The sequence below is a fragment of the Microbispora sp. NPDC049633 genome (assembly GCF_040675265.1).
Taxonomy (GTDB): Bacteria; Actinomycetota; Actinomycetes; order Streptosporangiales; family Streptosporangiaceae; genus Microbispora; species Microbispora maris.
In genome coordinates this window covers 59834-85426 of record NZ_JBFAOO010000005.1, presented here as the reverse complement: position 1 = coordinate 85426, position 25593 = coordinate 59834, and the positions used below count along the sequence as shown (strand labels likewise).

22 protein-coding genes are annotated in these 25593 nt (G+C 70.6%); 9 read left to right on the top strand and 13 right to left on the bottom strand.

The window, feature by feature from the left end:
• Window positions 1–187: hypothetical protein (locus AB0J39_RS02990; protein ID WP_363461196.1), on the top strand; the 187-nt coding region annotated here is incomplete at its 5' end.
• An 86-nt stretch (window positions 188–273) separates the two neighbouring features.
• Here AB0J39_RS02990 and AB0J39_RS02985 read toward each other — a convergent pair.
• Window positions 274–1485 (bottom strand): ROK family transcriptional regulator, encoded by a 1212-nt coding sequence (locus tag AB0J39_RS02985; RefSeq protein WP_363461194.1) that lies wholly within the window; start codon window positions 1483–1485, stop codon window positions 274–276.
• 294 nt (window positions 1486–1779) lie between these two features.
• On the opposite strand from AB0J39_RS02985, the gene AB0J39_RS02980 reads away from it, so the two are divergent.
• The 3 genes from AB0J39_RS02980 (at window position 1780) to AB0J39_RS02970 (ending at window position 4120) form a co-directional block, all read left to right on the top strand.
• Window positions 1780–2280, top strand: coding sequence for a hypothetical protein (locus AB0J39_RS02980; RefSeq protein WP_363461192.1), 501 nt, complete (start codon window positions 1780–1782; stop codon window positions 2278–2280).
• A 140-nt stretch (window positions 2281–2420) separates the two neighbouring features.
• A complete protein-coding gene (locus AB0J39_RS02975; RefSeq protein WP_363461190.1) occupies window positions 2421–3659 on the top strand; it encodes a cytochrome P450 in 1239 nt (412 codons plus the stop codon).
• 113 nt (window positions 3660–3772) lie between these two features.
• Window positions 3773–4120, top strand: a complete 348-nt coding sequence (locus tag AB0J39_RS02970) for a hypothetical protein (protein WP_363461188.1) — start codon at window positions 3773–3775, stop codon at window positions 4118–4120.
• Between the two features lie 15 nt (window positions 4121–4135).
• Here AB0J39_RS02970 and AB0J39_RS02965 read toward each other — a convergent pair whose 3' ends face one another.
• The 4 genes from AB0J39_RS02965 to AB0J39_RS02950 form a co-directional block, all read right to left on the bottom strand.
• Window positions 4136–4390 (bottom strand): hypothetical protein, encoded by a 255-nt coding sequence (locus tag AB0J39_RS02965; protein ID WP_346225939.1) that lies wholly within the window; start codon window positions 4388–4390, stop codon window positions 4136–4138.
• 65 nt (window positions 4391–4455) lie between these two features.
• Window positions 4456–5835, bottom strand: a complete 1380-nt coding sequence (locus AB0J39_RS02960; RefSeq protein WP_363461186.1) for a hypothetical protein — start codon at window positions 5833–5835, stop codon at window positions 4456–4458.
• A gap of 931 nt (window positions 5836–6766) precedes the next feature.
• On the bottom strand, window positions 6767–8143 hold the full coding sequence (locus AB0J39_RS02955) for a serine/threonine-protein kinase (RefSeq protein ID WP_363461184.1): 1377 nt from the start codon (window positions 8141–8143) through the stop codon (window positions 6767–6769).
• Between the two features lie 2 nt (window positions 8144–8145).
• On the bottom strand, window positions 8146–9657 hold the full coding sequence (locus tag AB0J39_RS02950; RefSeq protein ID WP_363461182.1) for a serine/threonine-protein kinase: 1512 nt from the start codon (window positions 9655–9657) through the stop codon (window positions 8146–8148).
• 21 nt (window positions 9658–9678) lie between these two features.
• Here AB0J39_RS02950 and AB0J39_RS02945 point away from each other — a divergent pair, with 21 nt between their 5' ends.
• Both AB0J39_RS02945 and AB0J39_RS02940 read left to right on the top strand, forming a co-directional pair.
• Complete coding sequence (locus tag AB0J39_RS02945; protein ID WP_363461180.1) at window positions 9679–10008, top strand: hypothetical protein; 330 nt, start codon at window positions 9679–9681, stop codon at window positions 10006–10008.
• Window positions 10005–10328, top strand: coding sequence for a DUF1330 domain-containing protein (locus tag AB0J39_RS02940; protein ID WP_363461178.1), 324 nt, complete (start codon window positions 10005–10007; stop codon window positions 10326–10328). Before AB0J39_RS02945 ends, AB0J39_RS02940 begins: the two co-directional genes overlap by 4 nt.
• 65 nt (window positions 10329–10393) lie before the next feature.
• Here the strand turns inward: AB0J39_RS02940 and AB0J39_RS02935 are convergent, their stop codons facing one another.
• From AB0J39_RS02935 to AB0J39_RS02915, 5 genes are all read right to left on the bottom strand, one after another.
• Entirely contained in the window at window positions 10394–13324 is a 2931-nt protein-coding gene (locus AB0J39_RS02935; RefSeq protein WP_363461176.1) for a glycoside hydrolase family 3 C-terminal domain-containing protein, read from the bottom strand.
• A gap of 41 nt (window positions 13325–13365) precedes the next feature.
• Complete coding sequence (locus tag AB0J39_RS02930) at window positions 13366–14205, bottom strand: carbohydrate ABC transporter permease (RefSeq protein ID WP_363461174.1); 840 nt, start codon at window positions 14203–14205, stop codon at window positions 13366–13368.
• Window positions 14202–15104: a sugar ABC transporter permease gene (locus AB0J39_RS02925; RefSeq protein ID WP_363461172.1), complete on the bottom strand. Its 903-nt coding sequence runs from the start codon at window positions 15102–15104 to the stop codon at window positions 14202–14204. The genes AB0J39_RS02930 and AB0J39_RS02925 overlap by 4 nt, the downstream gene beginning before the upstream one ends.
• A gap of 71 nt (window positions 15105–15175) precedes the next feature.
• Window positions 15176–16495 (bottom strand): extracellular solute-binding protein, encoded by a 1320-nt coding sequence (locus AB0J39_RS02920; RefSeq protein WP_363461170.1) that lies wholly within the window; start codon window positions 16493–16495, stop codon window positions 15176–15178.
• A 22-nt stretch (window positions 16496–16517) separates the two neighbouring features.
• The gene (locus AB0J39_RS02915) at window positions 16518–18782 is read right to left on the bottom strand and encodes a TIM-barrel domain-containing protein (protein ID WP_363461168.1); all 2265 of its coding nucleotides are present in this window, start codon (window positions 18780–18782) and stop codon (window positions 16518–16520) included.
• Window positions 18783–18958: 176 nt separating this feature from the next.
• Between AB0J39_RS02915 and AB0J39_RS02910 the strand changes: the two genes are divergently transcribed.
• Together AB0J39_RS02910 and AB0J39_RS02905 are read left to right on the top strand one after the other, a co-directional pair.
• A complete protein-coding gene (locus AB0J39_RS02910; RefSeq protein WP_363461166.1) occupies window positions 18959–19195 on the top strand; it encodes a hypothetical protein in 237 nt (78 codons plus the stop codon).
• A 102-nt stretch (window positions 19196–19297) separates the two neighbouring features.
• A complete protein-coding gene (locus tag AB0J39_RS02905; protein WP_363461164.1) occupies window positions 19298–19495 on the top strand; it encodes a hypothetical protein in 198 nt (65 codons plus the stop codon).
• A 149-nt stretch (window positions 19496–19644) separates the two neighbouring features.
• Here the strand turns inward: AB0J39_RS02905 and AB0J39_RS02900 are convergent, their stop codons facing one another.
• From AB0J39_RS02900 to AB0J39_RS02890, 3 genes are all read right to left on the bottom strand, one after another.
• Window positions 19645–20736: a glycosyl hydrolase 53 family protein gene (locus AB0J39_RS02900; protein ID WP_363461162.1), complete on the bottom strand. Its 1092-nt coding sequence runs from the start codon at window positions 20734–20736 to the stop codon at window positions 19645–19647.
• Window positions 20737–20825: 89 nt separating this feature from the next.
• On the bottom strand, window positions 20826–21968 hold the full coding sequence (locus AB0J39_RS02895; protein ID WP_363461160.1) for an arabinogalactan endo-1,4-beta-galactosidase: 1143 nt from the start codon (window positions 21966–21968) through the stop codon (window positions 20826–20828).
• A gap of 103 nt (window positions 21969–22071) precedes the next feature.
• Window positions 22072–24072, bottom strand: a complete 2001-nt coding sequence (locus AB0J39_RS02890; protein ID WP_363461158.1) for a beta-galactosidase — start codon at window positions 24070–24072, stop codon at window positions 22072–22074.
• A 207-nt stretch (window positions 24073–24279) separates the two neighbouring features.
• Between AB0J39_RS02890 and AB0J39_RS02885 the strand changes: the two genes are divergently transcribed.
• The gene (locus AB0J39_RS02885; protein ID WP_363461156.1) at window positions 24280–25593 is read left to right on the top strand and encodes an extracellular solute-binding protein; all 1314 of its coding nucleotides are present in this window, start codon (window positions 24280–24282) and stop codon (window positions 25591–25593) included.

Sequence of the window (25593 nt, the reverse complement as noted above, 5' to 3'; positions counted from 1 at the left end):
GGCCGCCGCGCCCGCGAGCACGCTGGAGAGCGCGGCGGCGCAGAGCAGGCGAGTCTTCATCATGTCCCATTCGTCGACGTTGCCGATGTTCGACGCCTCGTTCCCCGGCCCGGTTCGCGGGCATCCCGAATTGGCATCGGCCGTCGCGCCGGACCCCGCGTCCGGCGCATGGTTCCAGCGCCGGTGACCGCTCCCCGACCGGCGGATGCGTCCGGCCGGCGGATTTGTCCCCGTCGGCGGATGCGTCCCGGCGGCGGACGAGGACGGCGGCGGTCAGCGCTGCGGGGGCAGGCGGCCGGAGTCGACCGAGTCGAGCACCCGCGCGGCCGCCCCGAGCGCGGCGGCGCCGTACCCGAGCGTCGACACCTCCAGCCGGCAGCCTCCCCCGCCGGGGGCGAGCACCCTGCCGTACATCTCCTCCTCCGCGCACGCGACGAGCCAGGGCGCCAGCGGCACGTAGTAACCCCCGAGGATCACGACCTCGGGGTTGAGCATGTTGGCCACCGCGGCCATTCCCCTGCCGAGGTGGCGCCCCACGTTCTCCAGCAGTGCGAGGATGTCGCGCTCGCCGTTGCGGGCGCGCCGCACGACCTCGTCGATCTCGAGTTCCAACTCGGACGGCGAGGCCTCGGGCGCCGTGCGGGCGAGGATCGCGCCGATCCCGGCGACGGCCTCCAGGCAACCGCGCCGGCCGCACCGGCAGGTGGGCCCGGCGGAGTCGAGCTCGATGTGGCCGATCTCCCCGCTGTAGCCCTGCCCGCCCCGCCTGAGCCTGCCGTCCATGACGATGCCCGCGCCCACGCCCACCTCGCCGGTCACGTAGACGAGGTTGGCGGCGTTGCGGTGGGGCCCGAACCGGTGCTCGGCGAGGGCGGCGAGGTTGGCGTCGTTGTCGACCAGCACGGGAAAGCCCGGGTCGCGCAGTGCCTTGGTGAGGTCGCCGGCCAGGTCCGCGTCGCGCCAGCCCAGGTTGGGCGCGACCCGTACGGTGCCGTTGAGGTCCACCAGCCCGGGGACGGCCACGGTCAGGCCGAGCACCTGGCGGGCCTCCTTGGTCATCCTGCTCACGACCCGCCGGGCGAGCGCGGCCATCGCGACGACCGCCTGGCCCGCGCTGGAGGTTCCGCCGGGGAAGGAGCGCCGCCAGTTCAGCAGCTCCTCGCCCTTGAGGTCCACCGCGACCGCCGTGATGTAGTCGACGTTGACCTCGATGCCGATCGCGGCGTACGGCGATCCGTCCAGGACGAGCATGGTGGCGGGCCGGCCGACGCGGTGCTCGGTCAGGCCGGTCTCGCGCAGCAGGCGCCGGTCGATGAGATCGGCGACCAGGCTGGACACGGTGGCCTTGTTGAGGCCGGTGGAGGCGGCGATGTCGGCACGCGAGCAGGGCGCGTTCTCCCGCACGAACCGCAGCACGACGGCGAGGTTGGTCGCGCGTACGTCGGTGAAGTCGGCCGGCTGTGGCCCGTTGTGCGATGTGATCAATGTCCGCCCCGTTCCCACTCGGGCTCATCATGCCGCAATTGCGAGCAATTTGACACGACATCGGCGGCCAGGATCGCGGCACGGACGGACGCGTGGGCCGTGCCGCGTCCGGCTCGGCACCGGCCACCGGCCCCAGCGCCTCCCGGGTAACCTGGTGGCACTCGCTCCTCCGACGTTTGTTTGGCTAGGGAACTAACTAAAGCCTATCGTGGAGTGCCATGCGAATCCAGGGGCACGTCACGGGCCGCCCTCCCGCCCCTTCCATCCGGCTCGGAGCGGTGCCACAGTCTTCGGGTGGCTGTCTTCCTGGGTGACAAGCACCGGTTCGGTGTGGAGATCGGCGAATGGGTCAATCCCCTGCTGCGCCGGGTGGATCTGTGGGCCGCCGATCAGTGGTTGACGTGTGACGACAACCTGGCGTTCGCCATGCAGTTCCGTCTCTCCGTGACGGGCACCGCCAACTGGTTGCGTTCCGGCCCCGCGCCCCATCCGCCCTTCTCCGGCCTGTCTCCCGTGGCCGCGCATCGCCGGCTGGTCGGCCAGAGCGCGGACTTCGAAGAGGAGCACAGGCGCCACGAGATCTTCCACTGGGGACCCACCACCGACAACCTGCGGTCCTTCCTCTTCCGCAACAGCAAGAGGGAGGACGAGCTGGTGATCACGTTCGACTTCTGGCGTGAGGAGCACCTGCTGGAGCATCCCGAGCACGCGGGAAGGGTTTTCGCGGCCGAGCTCCGGACCAAGGAGTTCATCGGCATCCTCGATGAGCTGGCCGAGGTCGTCGGGCCTGACTAGGGTCTGACGCCGCTGATCCGGGCGGCAGCGGCGATCGGGCGCACCCGTGGGTCCGAGCTTCGCCTGTTGACGGGTTGTGCGGCATTTCGTACGTTCCGGCTAGGCCGTCCTCCGGGCGCCCCGAACCGGAAGGGGTTGCAGTGACCACCGAGCCGGATTCGAACGGGACCCCGCCGGACGACGGGCAAGGTTCTGGGCCGGACATCGCGCCGGGACCGCTCGCCACTCCGCCACCGGAGTTCGCCCGCAGACGGCAGTCGGGGCCGTTGGAGCCGGCGACCATGCCCAGTGGCGACCGCGTGCCGATGGCCGTCCGGTACGACGACGTCCGCGCCCTGCTGGCCTCGCCCACCTCCAGCCGCAATCTGCGCCTTCCCGGGTTGCCGCGGTTCGTGAGCGGCGTCGGCATCGACGACGACCCGGACGCGCTCATCAACCAGGATCCGCCGGAGCACACGCGCTACCGCCGGATCATGCAGGGCACCTTCACCCCGCGCCAGATCGAACCGTGGCGCCCCCGCATCGCGCGGATCGCCCAGGACCTCCTCGACGGCCTCGGCGACGACTTCGACGTGGTCCAGGGATACGCGCTGCGGCTGCCGGCCAATGTCATCTGCGCGATGCTCGGCGTGCCGATGGACCACTACGAGCAGTTCGTCCGGTGGACGGACATGTTCCTGACCACCTCCACGGCCACCGAGCAGGCGCGTTACGAGAGCTACACCGACTTCATGGCCTACGCCGCCGAACTGGTCGCCCAGCATCGCCTCTCACCCGGCGAGGACCTCATCGATCTGCTCATCCGGGCCAGGGACGCCGATGACCGGCTGTCGGAGGGCGAGCTCGTCAACACCGTCTTCTCCCTGATCACGGCCGGTTACGAGACGACCGCCTCGATGATCGCCCGTGGTGTGTTCCGGCTGCTCCTCCACCGCGGCCAGTGGGACGAGCTGGTCGCGGATCCCGCCCTGACGGCCACCGCCGTCGAGGAGATCCTGCGCTTCGACGGCCCGCCCGCCAGCGCGTTCATGCGTCGCATCACGGAGGACACCGAACTGCCCGGCGGCTCACTGAGCGCGGGGACGGTCGTCATGCCGAACCTGAACGCGGCCAACCACGACCCGCAGGCGTTTCCCGAGCCCGGCCGGTTCGACATCCACCGTTTCACCGACCATCCCCCCAACCCGCATGTGGCGTTCGGTTACGGCCCGCACCGCTGCCTGGCCGCCAGTCTGGCCAGGGTCGAGCTCACCGAGGCGATCAGAGCCCTGGTCATCCGGCGGCCCGCCCTCCGCCTGACCACCGCACCCGAGTCGGTGGCATGGACGGACGGCCTGGTCCTGCGGCCCGTCGCCCTGCACGTCACCTCGGCGGGATGACGCCCACGAATCGACGACGCGGCCGATGACGCGGCCGGCGGTGGCGAGGGAGCGCCCGGCAGGGCAAACGGAGTGCAAGTCTGCATCAAACGGGACGCATCAGTATGGATGCCATGGAGAAGGACGTCCCGCATTATCTCGGCGAGCTGCTCATTTGGGAGATCGAGGATTATCTGCGCGCCCGCACGGCACGCCCCGAGCGGGCGCGGGTGGCCCGCATCAAGGTGCCCAGCCGGTCGGCGGCGGAGGCGGTCGCCGCGGACCTGGAGGCGGGCGGCAGCTTCTACGCCGCGGCGAGGCAGGCGCTCGCTCGGGGCGTGGCCATGCCGGACGACCTGTTCGGCGTGGTGACCCGGGACGAACACCCGGAGGTGTTCGAGGCGGTGCCGGGCACCACGCTGCCGCCCAAGCCCGAAGGCGAGCACTACCTCATCATCCGCCTCGTCGCCTTCGAGTCCTGACCGCCGCTGGTACGGCTACCGCATGCCGGCGGTCGTGACCTCCCTGTCGGTGATCCTGGTCGCGCCCTCCTCGCGCGCGCAGTGCGCGCAGCAGAACCAGCGGCCGTCGTACTCGGCGCCGTGGCCCACGATCCGGCACCCGCAGTGCTCGCACACGGGTGCCATCCGGGTGATGGCGCACTCGAAGCTGTCGAAGACGTGCACCGCGCCCTGGCTGTGCACCTCGAAGGCCATGTCGTAGTCGTTGCCGCAGACTTCACACGTAGCCATGGTTTCCCCCCGTCGACTCGCGGTCGAGGGGGGAAGTACCCGCCCAATCCTGGGCGAACACCGTCTCACAGGGCGCCGAGCAGGGCTTTGGCCACGGACTTGGCCCCGGCCTCGGCCTCCTTCGGGTCCATGAGCACGGAATCGGACGCGTTGATCGGCGTGTTCTCCGGCCGGTCGCTGCCGGACAGCAGCACCCAGATGACGTTCTTGCCGTCCAGCGCGTAGATCTCGTACCGGTTGCCCTGGGCCGTGTCGGTGCGCTGCCGGATCGCCTGGCCGAACGCCTCCTGCCCGAAACCGGTCAGCTTCTCGACCTTGCCCCACCGGATGCCGCCGATCTCGCTGCTCGCCGTGAACTTGGTCTTCGAGCGCTGGTCGATGAGGTAGTAACGAGCGGACTCGGCGTCCCAGAAGCTGTGGACGGCGACCCGGAGGTTCCGCCAGCGGACCTTGCCGCCGCCGAGCGGCAGCTTGTCGTTCCACCACTGGCACTGGGTGACGGTCGAGTTGCCCTCCTTGCCCCGCACCGCCGCGCCCTCGGTCTGCGGCACCAGGGTGGCGGCCAGCGACTCGAGGCTCACGCAGGCCTTCGGCAGCGGGATCCGGGTGGGCGAGGGCGACGACGACGGGCTCGGCTTCGGGCGCGCGTGGTACGGCAGCGGTTTGCCGGCCTGCCAGGCGGTCACCGACTTCGCGAGCTGCCCGAGCAGGCCCTTCACCTCGCGCAGGGCGTTCTCCTCCGTGATCGACTGGGTGGTCTCGTTGGAGAAGAGGTCCGCCTCCTTCTTCTTCTGGCTCGCCTCGTACTTCACCTGGAAGACCACGTCGCCGACCCGGCCGACCCCCTGGCCGAAGGAGTACCAGTACTTGTCGTCCTCCCGCGTCCAGTGGTACTGCGCGGCCGCCTGGTCCCCGACGCCCTGGTACTCCTGAACCGCCGAGTAATAGCGCTCCTCGTCCGAGTGGGTCGCGCCGTACTTGTACTGGCTGAGCTCGCCCTTGTATTGGATCTTCGCCGCGTCCACGGCCGTGGTCGTGCCGAGCGCCTCGTACTTGGACACGTTGACCGTGATCTCGCGGCTGCGGGTGACATCCTTGTACGAGATGTTCCGGTTCGCCCAGCGGCACTGCCACCTGACGTAGCTCACGAGAGTGCTGTCGCGGTTGTCGCTGGTCGAGGAGTCGACGTCGGCCCGCGGCACGAGACGCTCGGCCTCGTCAGGGTCGAGCATCGAGCACACGTCGGCGGTCGCCGCCACCGGCGCGGCCGACGCCGACTTCGCGGCCTGTGACGGCACCGGCGAACCCGCCGCGCGGGGCGTCGTCCCCGTCTGGCGTACCGACATGAACGCGAAGGTCCCCCCGGCCACCACCAGTACGGTGACGACCGCCACCACCGGCAGCACCCATCCCCGCCGCGCCGGGGCGGACGGCTGGGTCGGCATCTGCCACAGCTCGGGCGGGGGCGGCGTCGCCGCCTGCCAGCCCTGCCCCTGCTGCGCGCCCTGACCACTGTGGCCCGGGTACGGGCTCGAGTAGGGGCCGGAGTACTGACCGGGCTGCGCCTGCGGTCGTGATGGCGGAACAGATGGCGGAGTGGACGGCGGAGCGGCCTGCCCGCCGGGCGGCGGATAGGGATAGGGGTTCGACTGGGGCTGCGGCCCGCCGGGAGGCCCCGCCTGCGGCCAGGCCTGACCGCCCGGCGTGCCCGGGTACCCGCCGGGCTGCTGTCCCGGGTACGGACCGGGCTGCTGTCCGGGCTGCTGTCCCGGGTACGGACCGGGCTGCTGTCCGGGCTGCTGTCCCGGGTACGGACCGGGCTGCTGTCCCGGGTACGGACCGGGCTGCTGTCCGGGCTGAGGACCGGGGTACGGTCCGGGCGGCGACTGCGGACCGGCCTGGGCTCCGGGGTGCCCGCCTAAGTCGGGCTGCGGGGCGGGCTGATCGGGCACGGCACCCGGATACGCGCCGGGCTGAGACTGCTGACCGTAGGGCGCACCAGGATGGGCACCCTGCGGCGGACCATACGGAGTACCAGGCTGCGCACCCTGCGGCGGACCATACGGAGTACCAGGCTGCGCACCCGGCTGCGGCTGACCATACGGGGCGCCAGGATGGGCACCCTGCGACGGACCATACGGAGCACCAGGCTGCACACCCGGCTGCGGCTGACCATACGAAGCACCAGGCTGCACACCCGGCTGCGGCTGACCATACGGGACGCCGGGCTGGGCACCGGGTTGAGCACCGGGTGGCGGGCCGTACGGGGGCGGGTACGGCGGCACGCCCTGCCGGGGGTGGTCCTGGGGAGGGGGCCCGCCGGGCTCGACGGATGCGTCGTCACCGCTGGTCATATCGTCTCCTACGGTCGGGAGGTCACCCGAGCCCGATGCCGACGAGTTCGGCGGCGCGCTCGACGGTGCGCCGGTCGGCCGGGGTGACCGAGGGGTCACCGGCACGCCGATAGGCGACCTCGACGATGAGATTGCTGAGGCGGAACCAGACCGTGGCCCCGGTGGCACCGGTGGCGGGGTCGGAGGAGTCACAGGTGAATGCCTCGTCGGCGATGCCGGGCCGGTCGCGCGCCGCGGCGCCCCGGGCGGCCCGTTCCGCCGCGAGGTCGCGGGAGGCCGCCGCTTCGCCCTCCCCGCCGTCGGGCAGCCGGTAGGTCACCGTGATCGCCCCTCCGCGGCCCGTGGCGTGCTCCTTCCACTCGCACCGCCCCTGGGCGGCGGGCTCCCCGCGCGGCGTGGCGCCGATGAGGTCGCGGATCTGGGCCGCGGTCAGGCTGCGGCAGGCGTCCGGGACCGCGGTGAACCGCGCGGAGCCGTCCCGTCCCCCGTCCACCAGCAGCCAGGCGCCCAGACCCGCCGCCAGGCCGGCGACGATCACCAGGGCCGCCCCGGCGGCGAGCCGCCATCTCTGCGCGGGCCGAGGCGCGGGCACCGGCGGCGCGGCGGCGGCCCGCAAGGCCTGCCGTACGACGTCGGGCGGCGGACGCCGCGCCGGGTCCTTGTCGAGCAGCGCGAGCACGATCCACGCGAGCACCCGCGAGGCCCGCGTCATCGGCCGGGGCTCGTGGAGCAGGACGGCGGCGACGAGCGCGGCGGCCATGTTCCGGTGAAAGGGCGGCTCCCCCTCGACGGCGGTGTAGAGCGTGGCGCCCAGCGACCACAGGTCGGAGGGCGGGCCGTCGGGCTCGTCCCGGAACCGTTCCGGGGCCATGTAGTTGGGCGACCCCGCCGAGCTCTGCCAGGAGCCGCCGGCACCGCCCACGGGCGCGGCGATCCCGAAGTCGGTGAGCAGGGCGCGGCCGTCGGGCCCGATGAGGACGTTGGCCGGCTTCACGTCGCGGTGCAGGATGCCCCGGGAGTGGGCCGCCTCCAGCGCGTCGAGCACGGCCAGGCCGATCTCGGCCACCCGCTCGGAGGGAAGCGGCCCGTCCGCACGGATGATCTTGTCCAGGGAGCGGCCGGGCACCAGGTCCATGACGATCCACGGTTGCCCGGCGTGCCCGACGACGTCGTGGACCGTCACGATGGCCGGGTGGGTGAGCCGCCCGGCCGCCCGGGCCTCCTCGACGGCTCTCCCGAGGAAGCCGGCGCGCTCCCGGTCGTCCAGACCGGGCGGGACGCGCACCTGCTTGATCGCCACCTCCCGGCGCAGCAGCTCGTCGTGGGCGCGCCAGACCGTGCCGCCGCCGCCCTCACCCAGCGGTTCGGCGAGCCGGTACCGTCCGGCGAGCAGATCCACGGCTAGGCCAGCCCCCTCAGGCCCTCGGCCGCCGACGCCGCCGCCGCGACCGCCCGGTCGCGCAGGTCGGCGGGCGACTTCGCGTCGAGGTCGGCGTACTGGAGCCGGGCCACGAGGTCGCCGAGCCTGAAGTACACGACCGTGGCCTGCGCCTTGCCCTCCGGCGTGGTGAGGTCCACCGCGAACGCCTCGTCGGCCGCCTCCGGCACGTCCCTGGCGGCCGACTCGATGGCCTGGCTCCTGCGGTCGAGGCCGATCTCGTACCAGATCCAGTCGCGGTCGCGCGGGCCCGACGCGTACTGCCTGCGCAGTCCCTCCAGCAGCGTGTGCGCGGAGGCCGTGTCGAGCGCCCACGGCTCGGGGGTGTCGGAGTCGGTCTCCGCGCTCAGCGCGATGCCGGCGCCCGTGACGGCCCACTGGCAGCTCGCCTCCCCCGGCCGCGCCTGCGCCGGGGCGCCCAGGATGCGCCGCACCTGGTCGGCCGACAGCGACCGGCACAGGTCCACGGCACGCTCGAAGGCGGGTGAGACCCGGCGGGCGGAATCGGCCGGCGGCTCGCTCCGCAGCGACCGCACCGTCAGGGGAATCGCGGCGGCCACCACGACGGCGGCCGCGGCGCCGATCCACCACCACGCCCGTCGGCGGCGCGGCGGGGGCTCGACCCGGATGCCCGGCCCGTGGTCCACGGACGGCGTGCCACCGGCGGCGACCTGGCGCAGCAGTGTGAGCGCGGTCGCCGCGTCCGGCCGGCCGGCCGGGTCGCGCGCCATCATCCACGCCAGCACCGGGCCGAGCGGCCCCGCGAGCACCGGCGGACGGGCGGCCTGAGTGAGGGTCGCCCGGATGACCTCGGCACGCGGGCCCTGGTACGGGGCGACGCCTTCGACGGCCGTGTAGAGGGTGGCGGCGAGCGACCACAGGTCGGCGGCCGGGCCGCCGGGCTCGCCCGCGAGCCGTTCCGGCGCGATGAACCCGGGCGAGCCGACCAGCAGACCTGCCTCGGTGATCGACGCCTGCCCGGCCTGGCGGGCGATGCCGAAATCCGTGAGCAGCACCCGGCCGTCGGCGCAGAGGAAGACGTTGCCCGGCTTGACGTCGCGGTGCTGCACGCCCCCGGCGTGCGTGGCCGACAACGCGTCGAGCAGGCGGGCGCCGAGGTCCGCCACCTGCCGGTACGGCAGCGGCCCGTACGCCGCGATCTGCCGGGCGAGGTCGTGGCCGTGGAGCAGTTCCATGACGATCCACGGCCTGCCGTCCTGGAGGAGCACGTCGTGGAGGGCGACGATCCCGGGATGCCGGACGCGCGCGGTGACCTCGGCCTCGCGCATGACCCTGGCGATCAGCTCGGCCCGCTCGCGCTCGCCGAGGCCGTCCGGGAGGCGAAGCTCCTTGATCGCCACCTCGCGGTCGAGCACGGAGTCCCTCGCCAGCCACACCGTTCCCATGCCGCCGGAGCCCAGCGGGCGCAGGAGGTGGTATCGCGAGGCCAGCGTCCCCCTCAGCGATTCGGCCATATGGGGGAGAATAGCGAAAGTGTGATTGATCGCCCGCCGAAACCCGGCGTCGCGACCTCATGGCGGTCCCACATCGCCGGCCTGTCCGGCCGCCGGGTCCGGCTCTTCGCCGAGCTCACCCAGTTCACCCAGTTCACCGTGTTCACCGAGTTCACCGGGTTCACCGGGTTCACCGGGTTCACCGGCATGTGCCGGCTCGTCCACGTCACCCCTGGCTCACCGGCACGGGACACCGGTTACCTCACAGGTCATCGTCTTCGTGACCCGTTCGCGGGATGCTCGAGACCTCGGGAGGACGCGCCCCACCGGCGCCCCGCATCCGGCCACACGCGATCACTGGAGGAACCATGACTGCCTACGCCGTCGCCCAGCTCCGCGACGTCAACCTGGGCGAGGACATCGTGGAGTACCTGCGGCGCATCGACGCCACGCTGGAGCCGTTCGGCGGCCGTTTTATCATCCACGGCGGCGAGCCCGAGCTGCTGGAAGGCACCTGGACGCAGACCCTCATCGTCATCGAGTTCCCCGACCTCGGCAGGGCGAGGGCGTGGTACCGGTCGCCCGCCTACCAGGAGATCCTTCCGCTGCGCACCCGCAACTCCTCCGGCGACGCCGTGCTGATCGAGGGCGTGGACGACGACCACAAGGCGACGGACGTGCTGGCGGGCTGACCGGCCCGGTGACGGGGAACGCCCCGCGCGCTGGCACGCGGGGCGTCCGCCGTCCTCAGGGGGCCTCAGCTCAGGGTGAGGTCCCTGATCCGGAGATCGCCGGTGAAGACGAGGTAGACGTCCTTCACGCCGTTCGCGCCGGACACGGGCGCGGACGCGCCGGCCCAGTTGTAGATCCCGCCGGTCGCGGCGACCGGGATCGTGGCCACCTTGGCGCCGGTCGGCGAGCCGAGGCGCACCTCGATCGTCCCGCCGCCCGCCGAGGCGACCCCGGCCGTGACCTTCCTGGAGTTGCGGAGCTGGACGTCCTTGAACGCGATCCAGCCGCCGCTCGCGCCCGCCACGGCGTCGCCGTGCTCCTTTGTCTCGTCGACCAGGTGGATGCCCGAGTAGTCGTCGAAGTCGACCGCCCGGGTGGTCTTCGACAGATCGCGGTGGGGGATGTTCTCGCCCTGCACGTTGATCGTCGCCCGCTGCCGGATGTTCGCCGAGGACGACCCCACGAGCACGTCGTGGGTGGCGTTCTCGACGGCCCACTTGTTCCGCGTGACGTCCCACAGCGCGAGGTCGCTCTTTGCGACGCTGAAGGCGACCGTCCTGGTCTGACCCGGCGCCAGCGTCACCCGCTGGAACGCGCGAAGCTGCTTGACCGGCTGCTTCACCCGCGAGCGGTGCTGGTGCGTGTAGAGCTGCACGACCTCGTCGCCGGCCCGGGAGCCGGTGTTGGTCACCTTCACCGAGACCTCGTACGCGTCGCCCTTCCGCACCGCCTTGAGGCCCTGGTAGGCGAACGACGTGTACGACAGGCCGTAGCCGAACGGGTAGAGCGGCCTGCCCTGGTAGTACAGGTACGTCCGGTCCTTCTTGACGATGTCGTAGTCGAGGATGCCCGGCAGCTCGTCCGCGGAGCGGTACCACGTCTGGGTGAGCCGGCCGGCCGGGTTGACGTCGCCGTACAGCACGTCGGCGAGGGCGTGCCCGGTCTCGGCGCCCGCGTGGGAGGTCCACAGGATGGCCGGGACGTTGTCCTGCGCCCAGTTGATCGTCGTCGGGTAGCTGTTCTCCAGCACCACCACCGTGTTCGGGTTGGCCGCCTTCACGGCCTTGACCAGCGCCTCCTGGCCCTCGGCGAGGTTCATGTCGGTGCGGTCGTGGGCCTCGCGGCCGTTGATGAACGGCATGCTGCCGACCACCACGACCGCCACGTCGGCGGCCTTGGCCTTGGCGACGGCGTCCTCGGCTCCGCTGGAGACGACCTCCTTGGCGTAGTGCGTGGCCTGGTCGGCGGAGGTCAGGCTCAGGGTGCCGTCGGCCGCCGCCTTGACGTAGGGGTCCGAGCCGAACCAGCTCTCGGTCGTCTCGTAGCCGGCGTACCGCAGCAGGTACGTGCCGTCGGCCTGCCGCTCCAGCTTGAACTGCTCCTGCACGAACCAGCCGGACGGCTGGTCGGCGGTGTTGGCCAGCGTGGACCAGTTGGCCCGGCTGACGTACTTGCCGTTGGCGACGCTGCGCAGTGTCAGCACGCCCTGGCCCCAGTCGAACGCGTCGAACTGCTCGGTGGCGCCGGCCGAGGTCGCGCTCTCCTTCAGGTCGCCGCCGGCCGCGGGGGCGCTGATGTACCTGCCGGTGGCGACGTCCTTCAGCGCGATGCGGTCGACGCCCTCGGAGGAGGTCACCGACGCCGCCCGCGCCTTGATCCCGTCAAGCGGGGTCACCTTGTACGGCAGGCCGCCCGAGTACCAGTCGGTGTAGAGCACGTCGGCCAGCGGGCCGACCACGGCGACCTTCTTGCCGGGCTTCAGCGGCAGCGCGCCGCCGGAGTTCTTCAGCAGCACCATGGCCTTGGCCGCGGTCTCGCGGTTCAGCTTCTGGTTCGCCGGGCTGTTGACCACGTCCTTGGTGATCTTCGCGTACGGTCCGCCGTCGGGGTCGAACTCGCCGAGCCGGAACCGGACGCTGAGCTGGTGCCGGACGGCGTCGTCCACGTCCGACTGACTGAGCAGGCCCTTCGACAGCGCCTCCTTGACGGACGCGACCGTCGGGCCGCCGTTGGTGTCGTCCACGGTGAAGCTGTCGAGGCCCGCCTTGATCAGCGCGGCGGCGGCCTCGGGCTGGGTCGCGTAGTACTTCTCGGTCTGTACGAGGTTGTTCGGCGCCCAGGCGTCGGAGACGTTGAACAGCGTCCGGTCCGTCCAGGAGCGGACCACGCCGTCCAGATCGGGGTTGACCGTGTTCGGCCGGCCGTTGACGAGGTTGTACGACGCCATCACGCCGGTCGCCGCGTCGGCCTCGATGGCCGGCTTGAAGGCCGCCTCGTCGTACTCGTGCTTCACCCGCGGCGGCAGTTCCGAGGAGGTGACGTCGCGGCCGGCCTCGTTGTTGTTGGCCAGGTAGTGCTTCAGCGTGGGCGCCGTCTTCAGGTGGTCGGGGTCGTCACCCGTCAGGCCCGAGCCGTACGCGGTGGAGATGGCGCCGGTCAGCAGCGGGTCCTCGGAGTAGCCCTCCTCGTTGCGTCCCCAGCGGGGGTCGCGCAGCAGGTTGACCACGGGCGCCCAGAGGTTGAGCCCCCACACGGTGGGGTTCTCGGCGTGGTAGCCGCGGGCCTCGTCGCCGACGGCGGAGCCGACCCGCTTGATCAGGGCGGGGTCCCAGGTGCTGGCCAGGCCGACCGCCTGGGGGAAGACGGTGCCCTTGGCGGTGACCACGGCGCCGTTGTTGGCGTAGTCCGTCGACCAGGCGACGCCGTGCAGCGCCTCGGTGCCCGTCTTGAACATCTTGATGCCCAGACGGTCGATCGCGGGGGCGTACTGGTGCAGCATCGCGACCTTCTCGTCCGGCGTGAGCCGGCCGAGCAGATCGTCGACGCGCTGGGCGAGCGGCAGCGACGGGTTCCGGAACGGATAGTCGTCGGCCGCCCTCGCGGGGCCGGCGCCCAGGCTCAGTGCCAGAGCCAGGGCGGCCGACGCGGACAGCATCGCCGAACGGCGATGGGACATTGCGCCTCCAGGTCAGGTAGTGACGCGTTACTTGGGGGGTGTTACTTGATGGCGCCGACCGTGACGCCACGGGTCAGCGTGCGCTGGAAGATCAGGAAGAAGGCCACGGCCGGGACGATGCCGAGCAGCGCCGACGCGCTGGTCGTGGTGGCGTCCATCATCTTCTCGCCCTGCAGGCTGGCCAGGGCGACCGGCACGGTCTGGTTGTCGTTGTCGATGAGGAACACCAACGGCAGGAAGAACTCGTTCCACGTCCAGATGAAGAAGAAGATGAGCAGCACCGAGAGGGTCGGACGGCTGATGGGCACGACGATGCGCCACAGCATCCGCCACCTGCTCGCGCCGTCGATCTCGGCCGCCTCCAGGATTGCGCGGGGGAACTGCCCGAGCACCGACGAGAGCAGGTAGGTCCCGAAGGCCGCCTGGATCACCGTGAAGATCAGGATGACGGCGAGCTTCGAGTCGTACAGCCCCGCCTTCTTCGCCAGGAAGTAGAGCGGGTAGACCAGCGCCTCCTGCGGCAGCGTGTTGGCGACCAGGAAGACCACCAGAATCCACAGCCGGCCGCGCACCTTGCCGATCCCCAGCGCGTACGCGTTGAGCACCGACAGCACCACGGCGGCGACCGCGACGACGCCGCTGATCAGGAGGCTGTTCCACAGCTTCAGGCCGAAGTCGACCCGGTCCCAGAAGGCGACGATGCCGTCCAGGTAGAGCCCGTGGGGCAGGCTCAGCGGGCCGCCCGAGGAGTATTCGGCCGGGGACTTCACCGCGTTGAGCGTGACGATGACGAACGGGAACAGCATCACGACCGCGAGCACGACCAGCGCCGCGAGCACGGCCCATCGTCCCGGCTGGCGGATGGTGCGATCGGGGGTCACGACTCACTCTCCTGGTCACGCTCCTGGACCCGCAGGAAGAGGAAGGTCACCACGACGATGATCAGGGCGAGCACGGTCGCGATCGCCGAGCCGTACCCGACGTTGACCTTCTGGAAGAAGTTCAGATAGGAGAAGTACGACGGCACCATGGTCGCGGAGCCGGGCCCTCCCCTGGTCAGCACGAAGATCGGCCCGAACACCTTCAGCGCCGCGATCGTGCAGGTCAGCAGCACCACGAAGATCTCCGGCCGGATCTGCGGGATCGTGATGTGCCAGAACCTGCGCCACCACGAGGCGCCGTCGATCTCGGCCGCCTCGTACAGCGAGGGGTCGACCCGCTGGAGCCCGGCCATGAAGATGACGACCGGATATCCGAGCTGGAACCACACCATGATCGCCATGACCGTCGCCAGCGCGAAATCGGGGTCGCCCAGCCAGTTGACCTTCAGCCCGAAGATCTGGTTGACCGCGCCGTACGACGGGTGGAGCATCCAGCCCCAGACCACGCCGGCCACCGCGACGGGCAGCACCTGCGGCAGGTAGAACGCCGCGCGCAGGGCCGAGGCCGTACGCCCGCCGAACCGCTTGGCGATGTAGTCGAACAGCGCGGCGGCGAGCACCAGGCCGATGATCGTGGGCACCACGGCCATCGCGACGATCAGCGCGACGTTGTGCTGGAAGGAGGCCCAGAAGCGCTCGTCCCGCAACAGCTTGGTGTAGTTGTCGAGCCCGATCCATCTGGGGGTGCCGACGCCGGACCAGCGGGTGAAGCTCGTCGCGAGGTTCATCAGGAACGGGACGACGATGATCGCGAGGAACAGCACCAGGCTCGGAACCAGATAGAGCCAGTAGCCGCCCCTCCCGCGCGGGCGGGCGGTACCCGCGCCGGGTGGTGCCATGTGCGGAGCCTTTCGAGAAGGGGTCCGGCGGCGGAGGCCGGTCAGGCAGCCCCACCGCCGGAGTCGGGGGGTTACTCGGCGATGTCGGCCAGGTTGTCGTTGTACGGCTGGGCGATCTCGTCCAGGACCTCCTCGGGCTTCTTGCTGCCGTTGATCAGTTCCTGCACGCCGGCGACGAGCACGTCGTAGTAGCCGGGGGCCGGCCAGTCAGGGTAGAAAGCCAGGCCGTCCTGCGTCGAGAGCTTGTTGAAGTTCTCGATCAGCTCCTTGTTCTGCGCGTCGGTGATCGCGGTGGGGTCGGCCGCGACCGGGACGCCGCCCGAGTTGCCGAGCAGGTTCTGGATCTCCTTCTTCATCGTGATGTCGATGAAGTCGTAGGCGAGGTCCTTGTTCTCGGACTTCTCGGGCACGACCCACAGGTTGCCGCTGGAGCCCGGGGCGAACTGACCGGGCCACAGGAACGAGCCCCACTTGAAGTCCTTGATCTCCTCCTGCATGCGGCCGAACCACCAGCTGCCCGACACCATGATCGGGTACTTGCCGCCGATGAACGCCACGCCCATGTCCTCGGCCTTCATGCCGGCCGAGTCCTTGCCGATGTATCCCTTCTTCACCCAGTCGGAGAAGGTCTGCGCGGCGTAGGTGAACTCGGGGCCGTGGAAGTCGACCTTGCCCTTGTAGAGCTCGAAGGAGTCGATCCAGGCGCGGTTGGCCTTGTTCAGCGCGAGCAGGTAGAACAGCTGCTGGGCGGGGTACTCGGCGCCCGCCGTCGCGATCGGTGTGGTGCCCTTCTTCGCGAACGCGTCGAGCGCGGCGGTGAACTCGTCGAAGCTGGTGGGCACCTTGACGCCCGCCTTCTCGAACATGTCCTTGTTGTAGTAGACCATCACGTACTCGCCGTAGTTCGGCACGCCGAACCACTTGCCCGAGCCCATGATGCCCCGCTCGTCATATCTGGCGGTGGTCTGCAGCGACGGGCTGAGCAGCTTGTCCCAGCCGCGCTTGGTGGCCTCCTCCGACAGGTCGGTGAGCAGGCCCTGCTTGGACAGCTGACCGGCGGTCGCGTTGCCCTTGTTGTACTCCATGATGTCGGGCGCCTCGTCGGAGTTGAGGACCATCGACGCCGTCTTCTGGATCTGCTCGAAGCCCTTCTCCTCGAACTTCACCTTGACGCCGGGGTGGCTCGCCTCGAAATCCTTGATCGCCTGAGCCCAGGCGGTGCCCATGGCGCTGTTGCCGGTCTCGTAGTGCCAGAGGGTGAGGGTCCTGCCCTCCGCGGAGCCGCCGCCGCTGCCGCTATTCGAATCGTCAGAGGATCCACCGCACGCGCCGAGCGCCAGTGCGGCCGCGGCCAGTGCCGCCACCGCCGCGCTCCTGCCTACTCTGAACATGGTCTTTCTCCAGGGGGTTTCTCTAGTTGATGACGACCGGGACGCCGGGGCCCGCGAACTCGACGCCGTCGATCTGCTTGGGGCCCTCGGCGGTGACGACCAGCCGGTCGCCGTCCCTCACCGCCGTGACCGTCGTGTCCCCGTCCAGGTCCCTGATCGTCGTACGGCTCTCGCGCTCCGGCACGCCGAAGACGAGCAGCGAGACCCGGGGCTCGTCGGCCACCGTGTCGCCCGGCTCGGTGACCGGGATCAGCGAGCCGTGCCGTACGAACAGGGGGATCTGGTCGAGCGGCGGCGACACCGTGACGTAACGCCCGCCGTCCACGGCCTCGCCGGTCCAGTAGTCCACCCACACCCCCGAGGGCAGGTAGACCTTCCTGGTGCCGTCGGCGGAGGTCATGGGGGCGACGAGCAGGTCGGTGCCGAGAAGGTACTGCAGGTCCGCCTGCCAGGCCACCGGGTCGTCCGGGTGGTCGACGCACAGCGCGCGCAGCATCGGCGCGCCCGTCTCGGCCGCGGTGACGGCCGCCGAGTAGATGTACGGCATGAGCCGGTACCGCAGCCGCAGGGCCTCCACGGCGGCCTGCTCCGCGTGCGCCGGGAACTCCCAGGGCTCCCGGGTGGTCGTGCCGTGGAACCGTACGAGCGGGGACAGGGCGGCGAACTGCGACCAGCGGATGTAGAGGTCCGGGCTGGGCGTGCCGGTGAAGCCGCCCGCGTCGTGGCTCCAGAAGGGGATGCCGGACAGGCCGTGCGACAGCCCGCCCCTGATCGTGCTGCCCATCGCGGAATAGGTCGTGTCGACGTCGCCGCTCCACTGGGCCGAGTGGCGCTGGCCGCCGAGGTAGGACGAGCGGGCCCAGACCAGCTCGTGCCCGTTCACCTCGCGGGTCACCTCCGCCACGATGTCGTTGAACAGCAGCGTGTAGACGTTGTGCAGCTCGGTGCCGGTCATGCCGTTGAAGGCCACGGCGTCGGCGGGGACCCCCTCGGCGAAGTCGGTCTTGAACGCCGCCACGCCCTCACGCAGGCGGTCGCGCAGCAGGCCCTTGAACCACTCGACCGCCTCCGGATTGGTGAAGTCGACGATGCCGCAGGCCGGGTAGGAGCCGTGCCAGGTGTCGGCGACGTAGGTCTCGCCGTCGCGCGTCCTGAGGAAGTAGCCCCTCTCCGAGGCCTCGGCGAAGGCCGGGCTGAGGTGCGAGATGTAGGAGTTCATCCACAGACAGACCTTGAAGCCCTGCTCCTTGAGCGTGGCGAGCATGCCCGCAGGGTCGGGGAACGTCTCCGGGTCCCACTGGAGGTCGGACCAGTGCCCGTCCGCCTGCCAGTAGCAGTCGAGGTGGAGCACGTCGCAGGGGATCCCCCGGTCCCTGATCTTCCTGGCGCGCTCCAGCACGCGCTCCTGGCTGTCGCGGAAGAAGCCCGAGGAGATCCAGGTGCCGAACGCCCACTTCGGCGGCAGCTGCGGCCGGCAGGTCAGCCGGTCGAACCGGTCCAGGACCTCCGCCGGGGCCGGTCCCGCGATGACGTAGTAGTCGATGAGGTCGTCGGGCACGATGATCTGCACCGCGCTGTGCGTGGACTGGCACACGTCGAACTCGACCGGCGTGCCGCTGTCGACGCAGATGCCGTATCCCCTGCTGGACAGGTAGAAGGGCACGTTCTTGTACGCGCGCTGCGACTCGGCGCCGAAGGCGTCGAAGTTCCACATGAGCGGGCGCTGGCCGCGCTTGTCGAGCGGCGTGAACGACTCGCCGAAGCCGCCGAACGCCTCGTCGGAGGGGGCCACGAACGTGTCGTGGTAGGCGACGGGGACGCCGTCCACGGCGGAGCGGCCGAACGGCAGCGTGCGCAGGCGGCCGCTGATGTCGGGGTGACCCGGGTCCTGCTCCACCAGAGTCCGGCCGGCCCGGTCGGTGAAGCGCAGGTTCCAGGGGTGCAGCCGCACCTCGGCACGCAGCGATCCCGCGTCGACGATCACACGGCTGTGGCTCGCCTCCACGACGGCCTCGCCGTACTCGCCGGGGGTGACCATGGAGATCGCGCGGGCGGACCGGGTGCGCGCGTCGGGATCCTCCGACAGGCGCACCCGGATCACCCCCTCGCCCGCGACCGTGATCTGCACGACGAGCGTCTCCTCGGCCGAGGTGGAGCCCTTGAGCGTCACGCCCCGGCCGTCGGAGGCCACCACCTCCGCGCTGGTCAGCGCGGACAGGCCCGCCTCGCCCGGCTCGCGTACCGGAAGCTCGGGAGGATCCGCCACGAAGAACTCGCGCGCGATCAATGGGGGACGGTACGGCATTGCGGCACTCCATCGGCTCATCCGGCGATTGTGGAGTTAGTTTGCCGTCCATCCCAACAAAGGTCAATGGTTCGAAGTGGCTCCGGATTTGTCCAAAATATTCCGATTAATGCCTGTCTGAGGTAATGTGACCGCAATCCCCCGACAAGGTAGGTGAGATGGACAGGTTCGTGCATGTGATGCCGCTCGACGACGTGATCGACCACGAGGGCAACCCCGAGTGCGTCTGCGGCCCCGGAGGCCAGCCGGTCACCGCCGCCGACCTCGGCGAGCCGATGCCGTACACGGACCGCGACACGGTCGCGCTCGGCTGGTCCCGCCCCGCGGTCGGCGTCATCTACCAGCACCACGCACTCAGCCCCTGCCGCGAATGGGAAGCCATTCCCGAGCCCTGAGGGCCTTCAATAGCCGTCGATCGCCGCCATTTCCGCGAACCATGTGTAACTTCCCAGCACAGGTGCGACACCGCGCTGCTGGTCATCTGCCCGGATCGGTCGATGGCCCGCTGGTGCGAGAGGACGATCCGGCTGGGCCCGAACGGCGCCATCACGCCGCTGGTGATCGACCTCGGCCGCATGCCCCTGATCACCGACCCCGGCCAGGCCCGCGCCTGCCCGGAACTCGCCGTCCTCTCGGCCGTGGCACACCCCGATGAGTCCGACAACGAGATGGTGCTGGAGGATCCAGCGGTGTGAGGACACGAACCAACTGGAGGCCTGGGTCCGCAGGGCCGCCGTCATCACCTCGGCCGACGAACTGTTCGATTGATGGCGGCCTGGCCTGTGGGGGCGGGCGGGCCGCCCGGGGGTGCACCCCGCGAGACGGCCCGCTCGGTTTCAGTCGGTCATGGGGTCCATCTGACGTTCGGGTTGATGTGGCCGGTCCAGTCGAAGACGGCCATGTTGTCCCAGCCGTCGCCGGTGCCGTTGATGTTCGCCGGGTCCCAGCCGTTCCCGGGCACGGCGTACCACGTCGGCTCCCAGTAGAAGACGCCGACGGCGCCCGCGTTGCGGGCCGTGCTCTGCACCGCCGCGAACTCGGCGCCCTGTCCCTGCCAGGTGAGGCCGTACCCCGGGCAGCCCGACGTGACCGAGTTGCCCTCCCAGTCGGCGTTGTCGGGAGTGAACGGGTAGGCCGTCTCGGCGATGACGACCGGCTTGCCGTAGCGGGACCGCATGTCCGAGATCACGCTGGACAGGTTGGACAGTGTGCCGTGCCACATGCAGTAGTACGACAGGCCGGTGATGTCCCAGGGGACGCCCTTGGCCCGGATGCCGTCGTAGAACCAGCGGGCGTGCGCGTCGCTGTCGGCGTTCGCGGTGTGGATGATCACCTGAGTGCCGGAGTTGCAGGCCTTGGTCGCGTTGTAGCCGGCCTTGAGCAGCAGGCTCAGGTTCGTGAAGTCGTTGTTGACGACCTTGCCGTCGTTCCACAGCATGCCGACGTTGATCTCGTTGCCGATCTGCACGCTGTCGGGGGTCGTGCCCTGGGCCTTGAGGCTGGAGCACACGTCGTAGGTGTAGTTGTAGACGTCGGTCTGCAACTGGCCGATGCCGTGGCTCGCCCACGCGGCGGGCTTGTACTGCTTGCCGGGATCCGCCCAGGTGTCGGAGTAGTGGAAGTCGATCATCAGCTTCAGGCCCTTGGCCTTGACCGTCCTGGCGTACTGGAGGACCTTCGCCTTGTTGTTGTAGCCGCTGGCCGGGTTGTTCCAGATCCGCAGGCGGACGTAGTTGACGCCGACGCCCTTGAGGATGTCGAGCGGGTCCTTCTGGCCGCCGCTCGCGTCGTAGTACTTCGCGCCCAGGTCGAGGGAGCGCTGCACGGAGGACACGTCGGCTCCGAGCATGGTCAGTGTGCCGGCGGCGTGCGCCGGTTGCGCGGCGGGGAGCACCGCGGCGGCGCACACGACCAGCGCCGCCAGGATCTTTCTCATGGTTCCTCCGGTCAGGAGAGGATGGGTGGACGCCCCCGAACCCCCGCCGTCACGAGGTCAGGTCGCCACGGCGAGGGACGCTTCGATACTCACCGGCGGGCGAACTCCCGCAGCGCGGGCAGCGCCCGGTCGTCGAAGCCGAACAGCGCCTGGTTCTCCCAGGCGTTGCCGGACGACGGGTCGGCGGGATCCCAGCCGTTGCCCTTCACCCCCGTCCAGGTGGCCTCCCACCAGAAGGCCCCCAGGCCGAGTCCGCCGGGCACCGCCCGCACGATGTCCGTCAGGTCGCGGGCGAACGCCGCCTGACCCGCGGGGGTCGCCGGATACCCGGGGTACGGCTCGGCGGAGGTGACGATGTTCTCCCAGCCGTCGTCGTCGGCCGTCGTGAAGGGATAGGCGGTCTCCACCACCACGACCGGCTTGCCGTACCGTGCGGCGACGTCGTTCAGGTTGGCCTGGAACGCGGCGAGGGTGCCGTGCCAGAACGGGTAGTACGACAGGCCGATCACGTCGTAGCGGACGCCGTAGGACGCGGCGGTGTCGAACCACCACCGGTACAGGCCGTTGTCGCCGCCGTCCGCCAGGTGCAGCACGACCTTGGTCCTGGCGGACACCGCCTTGACCGCGTCGTACCCGGCGCCCAGCAGGGCGGCCATCCCCGGCCAGTCGTCCCAGCGGCCGTCCGGCCACAGCAGGCCGCCGTTGATCTCGTTGCCGACCTGCACCATGTCGGCCGTCGTGCCCTGCGCCTTCAGCGCGCTCAGCACGTCGTAGGTGTGGTCGTACACCGCCTGCTTCAGTTCCTCGAAGGACAGCGAGGACCAGGCGGCGGGCTTGTTCTGCTTGCCGGGGTCGGCCCAGGAGTCGGAGTAGTGGAAGTCGACCAGCAGGCCCATGCCGTGCGCCTTGGCCCGCTTCGCGATCGCGAGCACCTGGTTCTTGGTGTTGTAGCCGTCGGCGGGGTTCACCCACACCTTGAGCCGGATGTAGTTGACCCCGCTGTGCCGCAGGATCGCCAGCGCGTCGCCCCGCCGCCCGTTCGCGTAGCGGTACGTCCCGCCCAGCGCCTCGGACTTGGCGAGACTCGACACGTCGGCGCCCCTGATCGCGAGGTGGGGTGGTGGACCGCCGGGCTTCGGGCCGCCGCCGGACGGTGCCGCGGCCCCTGCCGGGGCGACGGTGGTGAACAGCGCGGCCATCGCGCACAGCAGGGCCGCCAGGAATCGAGCCATGTGATCCTCCGGTCAGGAGAGGACGAGCCGTGTTCCCCCGTGTTCGATTGTGCGGGCCCCGGCGCCGCGTCACCGGTCAGGTGCGGCACGGCGCCGGGGAGTCTCAGGAGGTGTGGACGACCACGACGCCTCCGGCGGGCACCGTCGCCGAGCCGTCGTACGCGGCGCCGTCGAGCACTCCCGTGCCGGTCACCCCGGTCACGGTGACCGGCGCGTCCCCGTGGTTGATGAGGAACAGGTGGTCGCCCCGCCGTACGAGCTCCAGCGTGTCGGGCAGGCCGCGCGGCCGGGACACGCCCGCGCCGTCGAGCACCCGGCCGAGGAGTCCGCGCAGGCCGGACCCGGCGTCCAGGGCGGTGGACACGTACCACGCGGCGCCCGCGCCCAGGTCGTGCCGGGTCACGGCGGGGTGCCCGGCGTCGGGCCCGTCGGCGAACTCGTGCACGGCCCGGGCCCCCGCGAGCCGTACGCGCTCGGACCAGATCCGGCCGGTCGCCCCGGGCCCGGCTGACTCCGAGGGCTCCACCGTCACGGTCTCGTGCTCGCGGAGCGGGTGGAACTCCTCGACGGTCACCCCGAGCACCTCGCGCAGCGCCCCGGGGTAGGGCCCCGCGTGGATGGTGTCGTTCTCGTCCACGATCCCGGAGAAGTAGGAGACCAGCAGGTGCCCGCCGGCCTCCACGTAGCGGTGCAGGTTCTTCGCCGGCGCCTCGCCGAGCAGGTAGGAGCTCGGCGCGACGACCAGCCGGTACGGCGACAGGTCGGCCGACGGGTGGACGAAGTCGACGGTGACGTGCTCCCGCCACAACGCCTCGTAATAGGCCTCGACGCGCTCCCGGAAGCGCAGATCGGCCGAGGGGCGCCACTCGAACTCGAGTGCCCAGTAGGACTCCCAGTCCCACACCACGGCGACCTCGGCCGTCACCCGCGAGCCCCTCACCCCGGCGAGTTCGCGCAGGTCCGCGCCGAGTGCCAGCACCTCGCGCCACATCTGCGAGTCGGTCCCGGCGTGCGGCACCATCGCCGAGTGGAACTTCTCCGCGCCGTGACGGGATGCGCGCCACTGGAAGAACATCGCCGAGTCCGAACCGCGCGCCACGTGGGCGAGGGTGTTGCGGCGCATCTCCCCCGGCCGTTTGGCGAGGTTGCGCGGCTGCCAGTTGACCGCGCCCGTCGAGTGCTCCATCAGCATCCAGGGGCGGCCTCCGGCCACCGAGCGGGTGAGGTCGGCGGCCATGGCCAGCTCGATGTGCGGGTCGGCCCGCCCCGAGTCGAGGTAGTGGTCGTTGGCCACCACGTCGACCTCCGCCGCCCACCGCCAGTAGTCCATGGGCTTGCAGTTGGGGATCATGAAGTTGGTCGTGACGGGCAGGTCGCCGAACCGTCGGATCGTGTCCCGCTCCCTGCGGAAACAGGCGATGTGGGCGTCGACGGAGAACCGCATGAAGTCGAGCTTGAGCCCGGTGAGCAGGCCCACCGGCGCGGCCACGGGCGGCTCGACCTCCTCGAACGAGCCGTACGTCAGCCCCCAGAAGGTCGTGCCCCAGGCGGCGTTGAGCGCGCCCACGTCGCCGTACCTGTCCCTCAGCCAGGCGCGGAACGCCTCGGCCGACGTCGGGCAGTAGCAGTGGGCGTTGGCCCAGCCGTACTCGTTGTGCACGTGCCACATGGCCACGGCGGGGTGGCCGGCGTACCGCCGGGCCAGGGCGGTGACGATCCGCTCGGACGCGGCGGCGTAGTCGGGCGAGCTCGGGCAGAAGCTGTGGCGTGAGCCACCGCCGAGCACGTGGCCCTCCCGGTCCACCAGGCGGCTGCCGGGGTAGCGGCGGCGGAACCACGTGGGCGGCGACGAGGTGGGGGTGGCGAGGTCGGCGTACACGCCGGCCGAGTGGAGCAGGTCGAGGATCCGGTCGAGCCGGGAGAAGTCGTACTCGCCCTCCTCCGGTTCGATGAGTCCCCAGTTGAAGACCCCCACGGTGACCAGGTTCACCCCGGCCTCCCGCATCAGGCGGACGTCCTCCCGCCACACGTCCTCCGGCCACTGCTCGGGGTTGTAGTCCCCGCCGTAGGCGAGGCCCTCGGGCAGGACGGGATATCCGGGCACGTCTCCCCCTCGATTCTGCTTCTGTGAACGTGCACAGTAACGCACAGCCGCCCAGGCGTGAAGGTGTGAGTGATTTGTGCTGATAGGGACGGAGCGTTAACAACCGGGTAACGGCCATTGACAGCACATGAGCGAACTTCCACTCTGTGAACGCTCCCAGAACGTCTCATCCTTCCATCCCCCTCTCCCCCCTGCCTGGAGGGCCCTATGCGTGTGAACCGGTTAGCAGTGGCGACCGTCGCGATCCTCACCACCGCACTGTCGGCGGCCTGCTCGGGCGGCGCCGAGGAGCCGTCCGGGGCCGCGAGTCAGAGCGCGGCGCCGGCCGGGCCGGTGAAGCTGACCTACTGGACCTGGGTCCCGAACATGGACAAGATCGTCGCGGTGTGGAACCAGGCCCACCCCGACATCCAGGTCACGGTCAGCAAGCAGGCGGGCGGGGACGACGCGGCGGCCAAGTTCCTCACCGCCGCCAAGGCCGGAAACCCGCCGGACCTGGTCCAGGCCGAATACCAGATGCTGCCCTCGTTCGTCGCCGCCGACGCCGTGGCCGACCTCAAGGCGGAGACCGCTCAGGCGAAGAGCGAGTTCGGCGAGGGCATCTGGGGGCTGGTCACCCTCGGCACCGACGCCGTCTACGCGGTCCCGCAGGACAGCGGGCCGATGATGCTCTACTACCGCGAGGACCTGTTCGAGAAGTACGGCATCGAGGTGCCGAAGACCTGGGACGAGTACGCCGAGGCCGCCCGCACCGTGCACAAGAAGGACCCGAAGGTCTTCCTCGGCACGTTCTCCAGCAAGGACCCCGGCTGGTTCGCCGGCCTCTCCCAGCAGGCGGGCGCGCAGTGGTGGTCGATCAGCGGCGACGCCTGGAAGGTCGCGGTGAACGACGAGGCCACCACGAAGGTCGCCTCCTACTGGGGCGGCCTGGTGAAGGAGGGCGTCATCGACGGCATGCCGTACTTCACCCCGGAGTGGAACAAGGCACTCAACGACGGCAAGCTGCTCACCTGGCCGTCTGCGGTCTGGGGCCCGGGCGTGCTGTCGAGCAACGCGCCGAAGGCCAAGGGCAAGTGGGCCATCGCGCCGCTGCCGCAGTGGAACGCGGGTGAAAGCCACAGCGGCTTCTGGGGCGGCTCCTCCACCGCCGTCGCCGCCAAGTCGCCCAGCAAGGCGGCCGCCGCGCGGTTCGCCACCTGGCTGAACACCGACCCGCAGGCGCTCGGCCTGCTGATCAAGGAGGGCGCGGTCTACCCGGCCTCCGCCAAGGGCGCCGCGCTGATGACCGGCGCTCCCGACTACTTCTCCAACCAGCCCGACTTCTGGAAGCAGGCGGCCGACATCGGCGCCACCGCCCGCGGCTTCACCTTCGGCCCCAACGTCAACGTGACCTACAACGCCTACAGAGACGCCTTCGACAAGGCCGTCGCCGCCAAGTCCGACTTCGCCGCCGCCGTCGGGACGATGCAGGACACCACCGTCGCCGATATGCAGAAGTCCGGCTTCAGCCTCGCCCAGTGA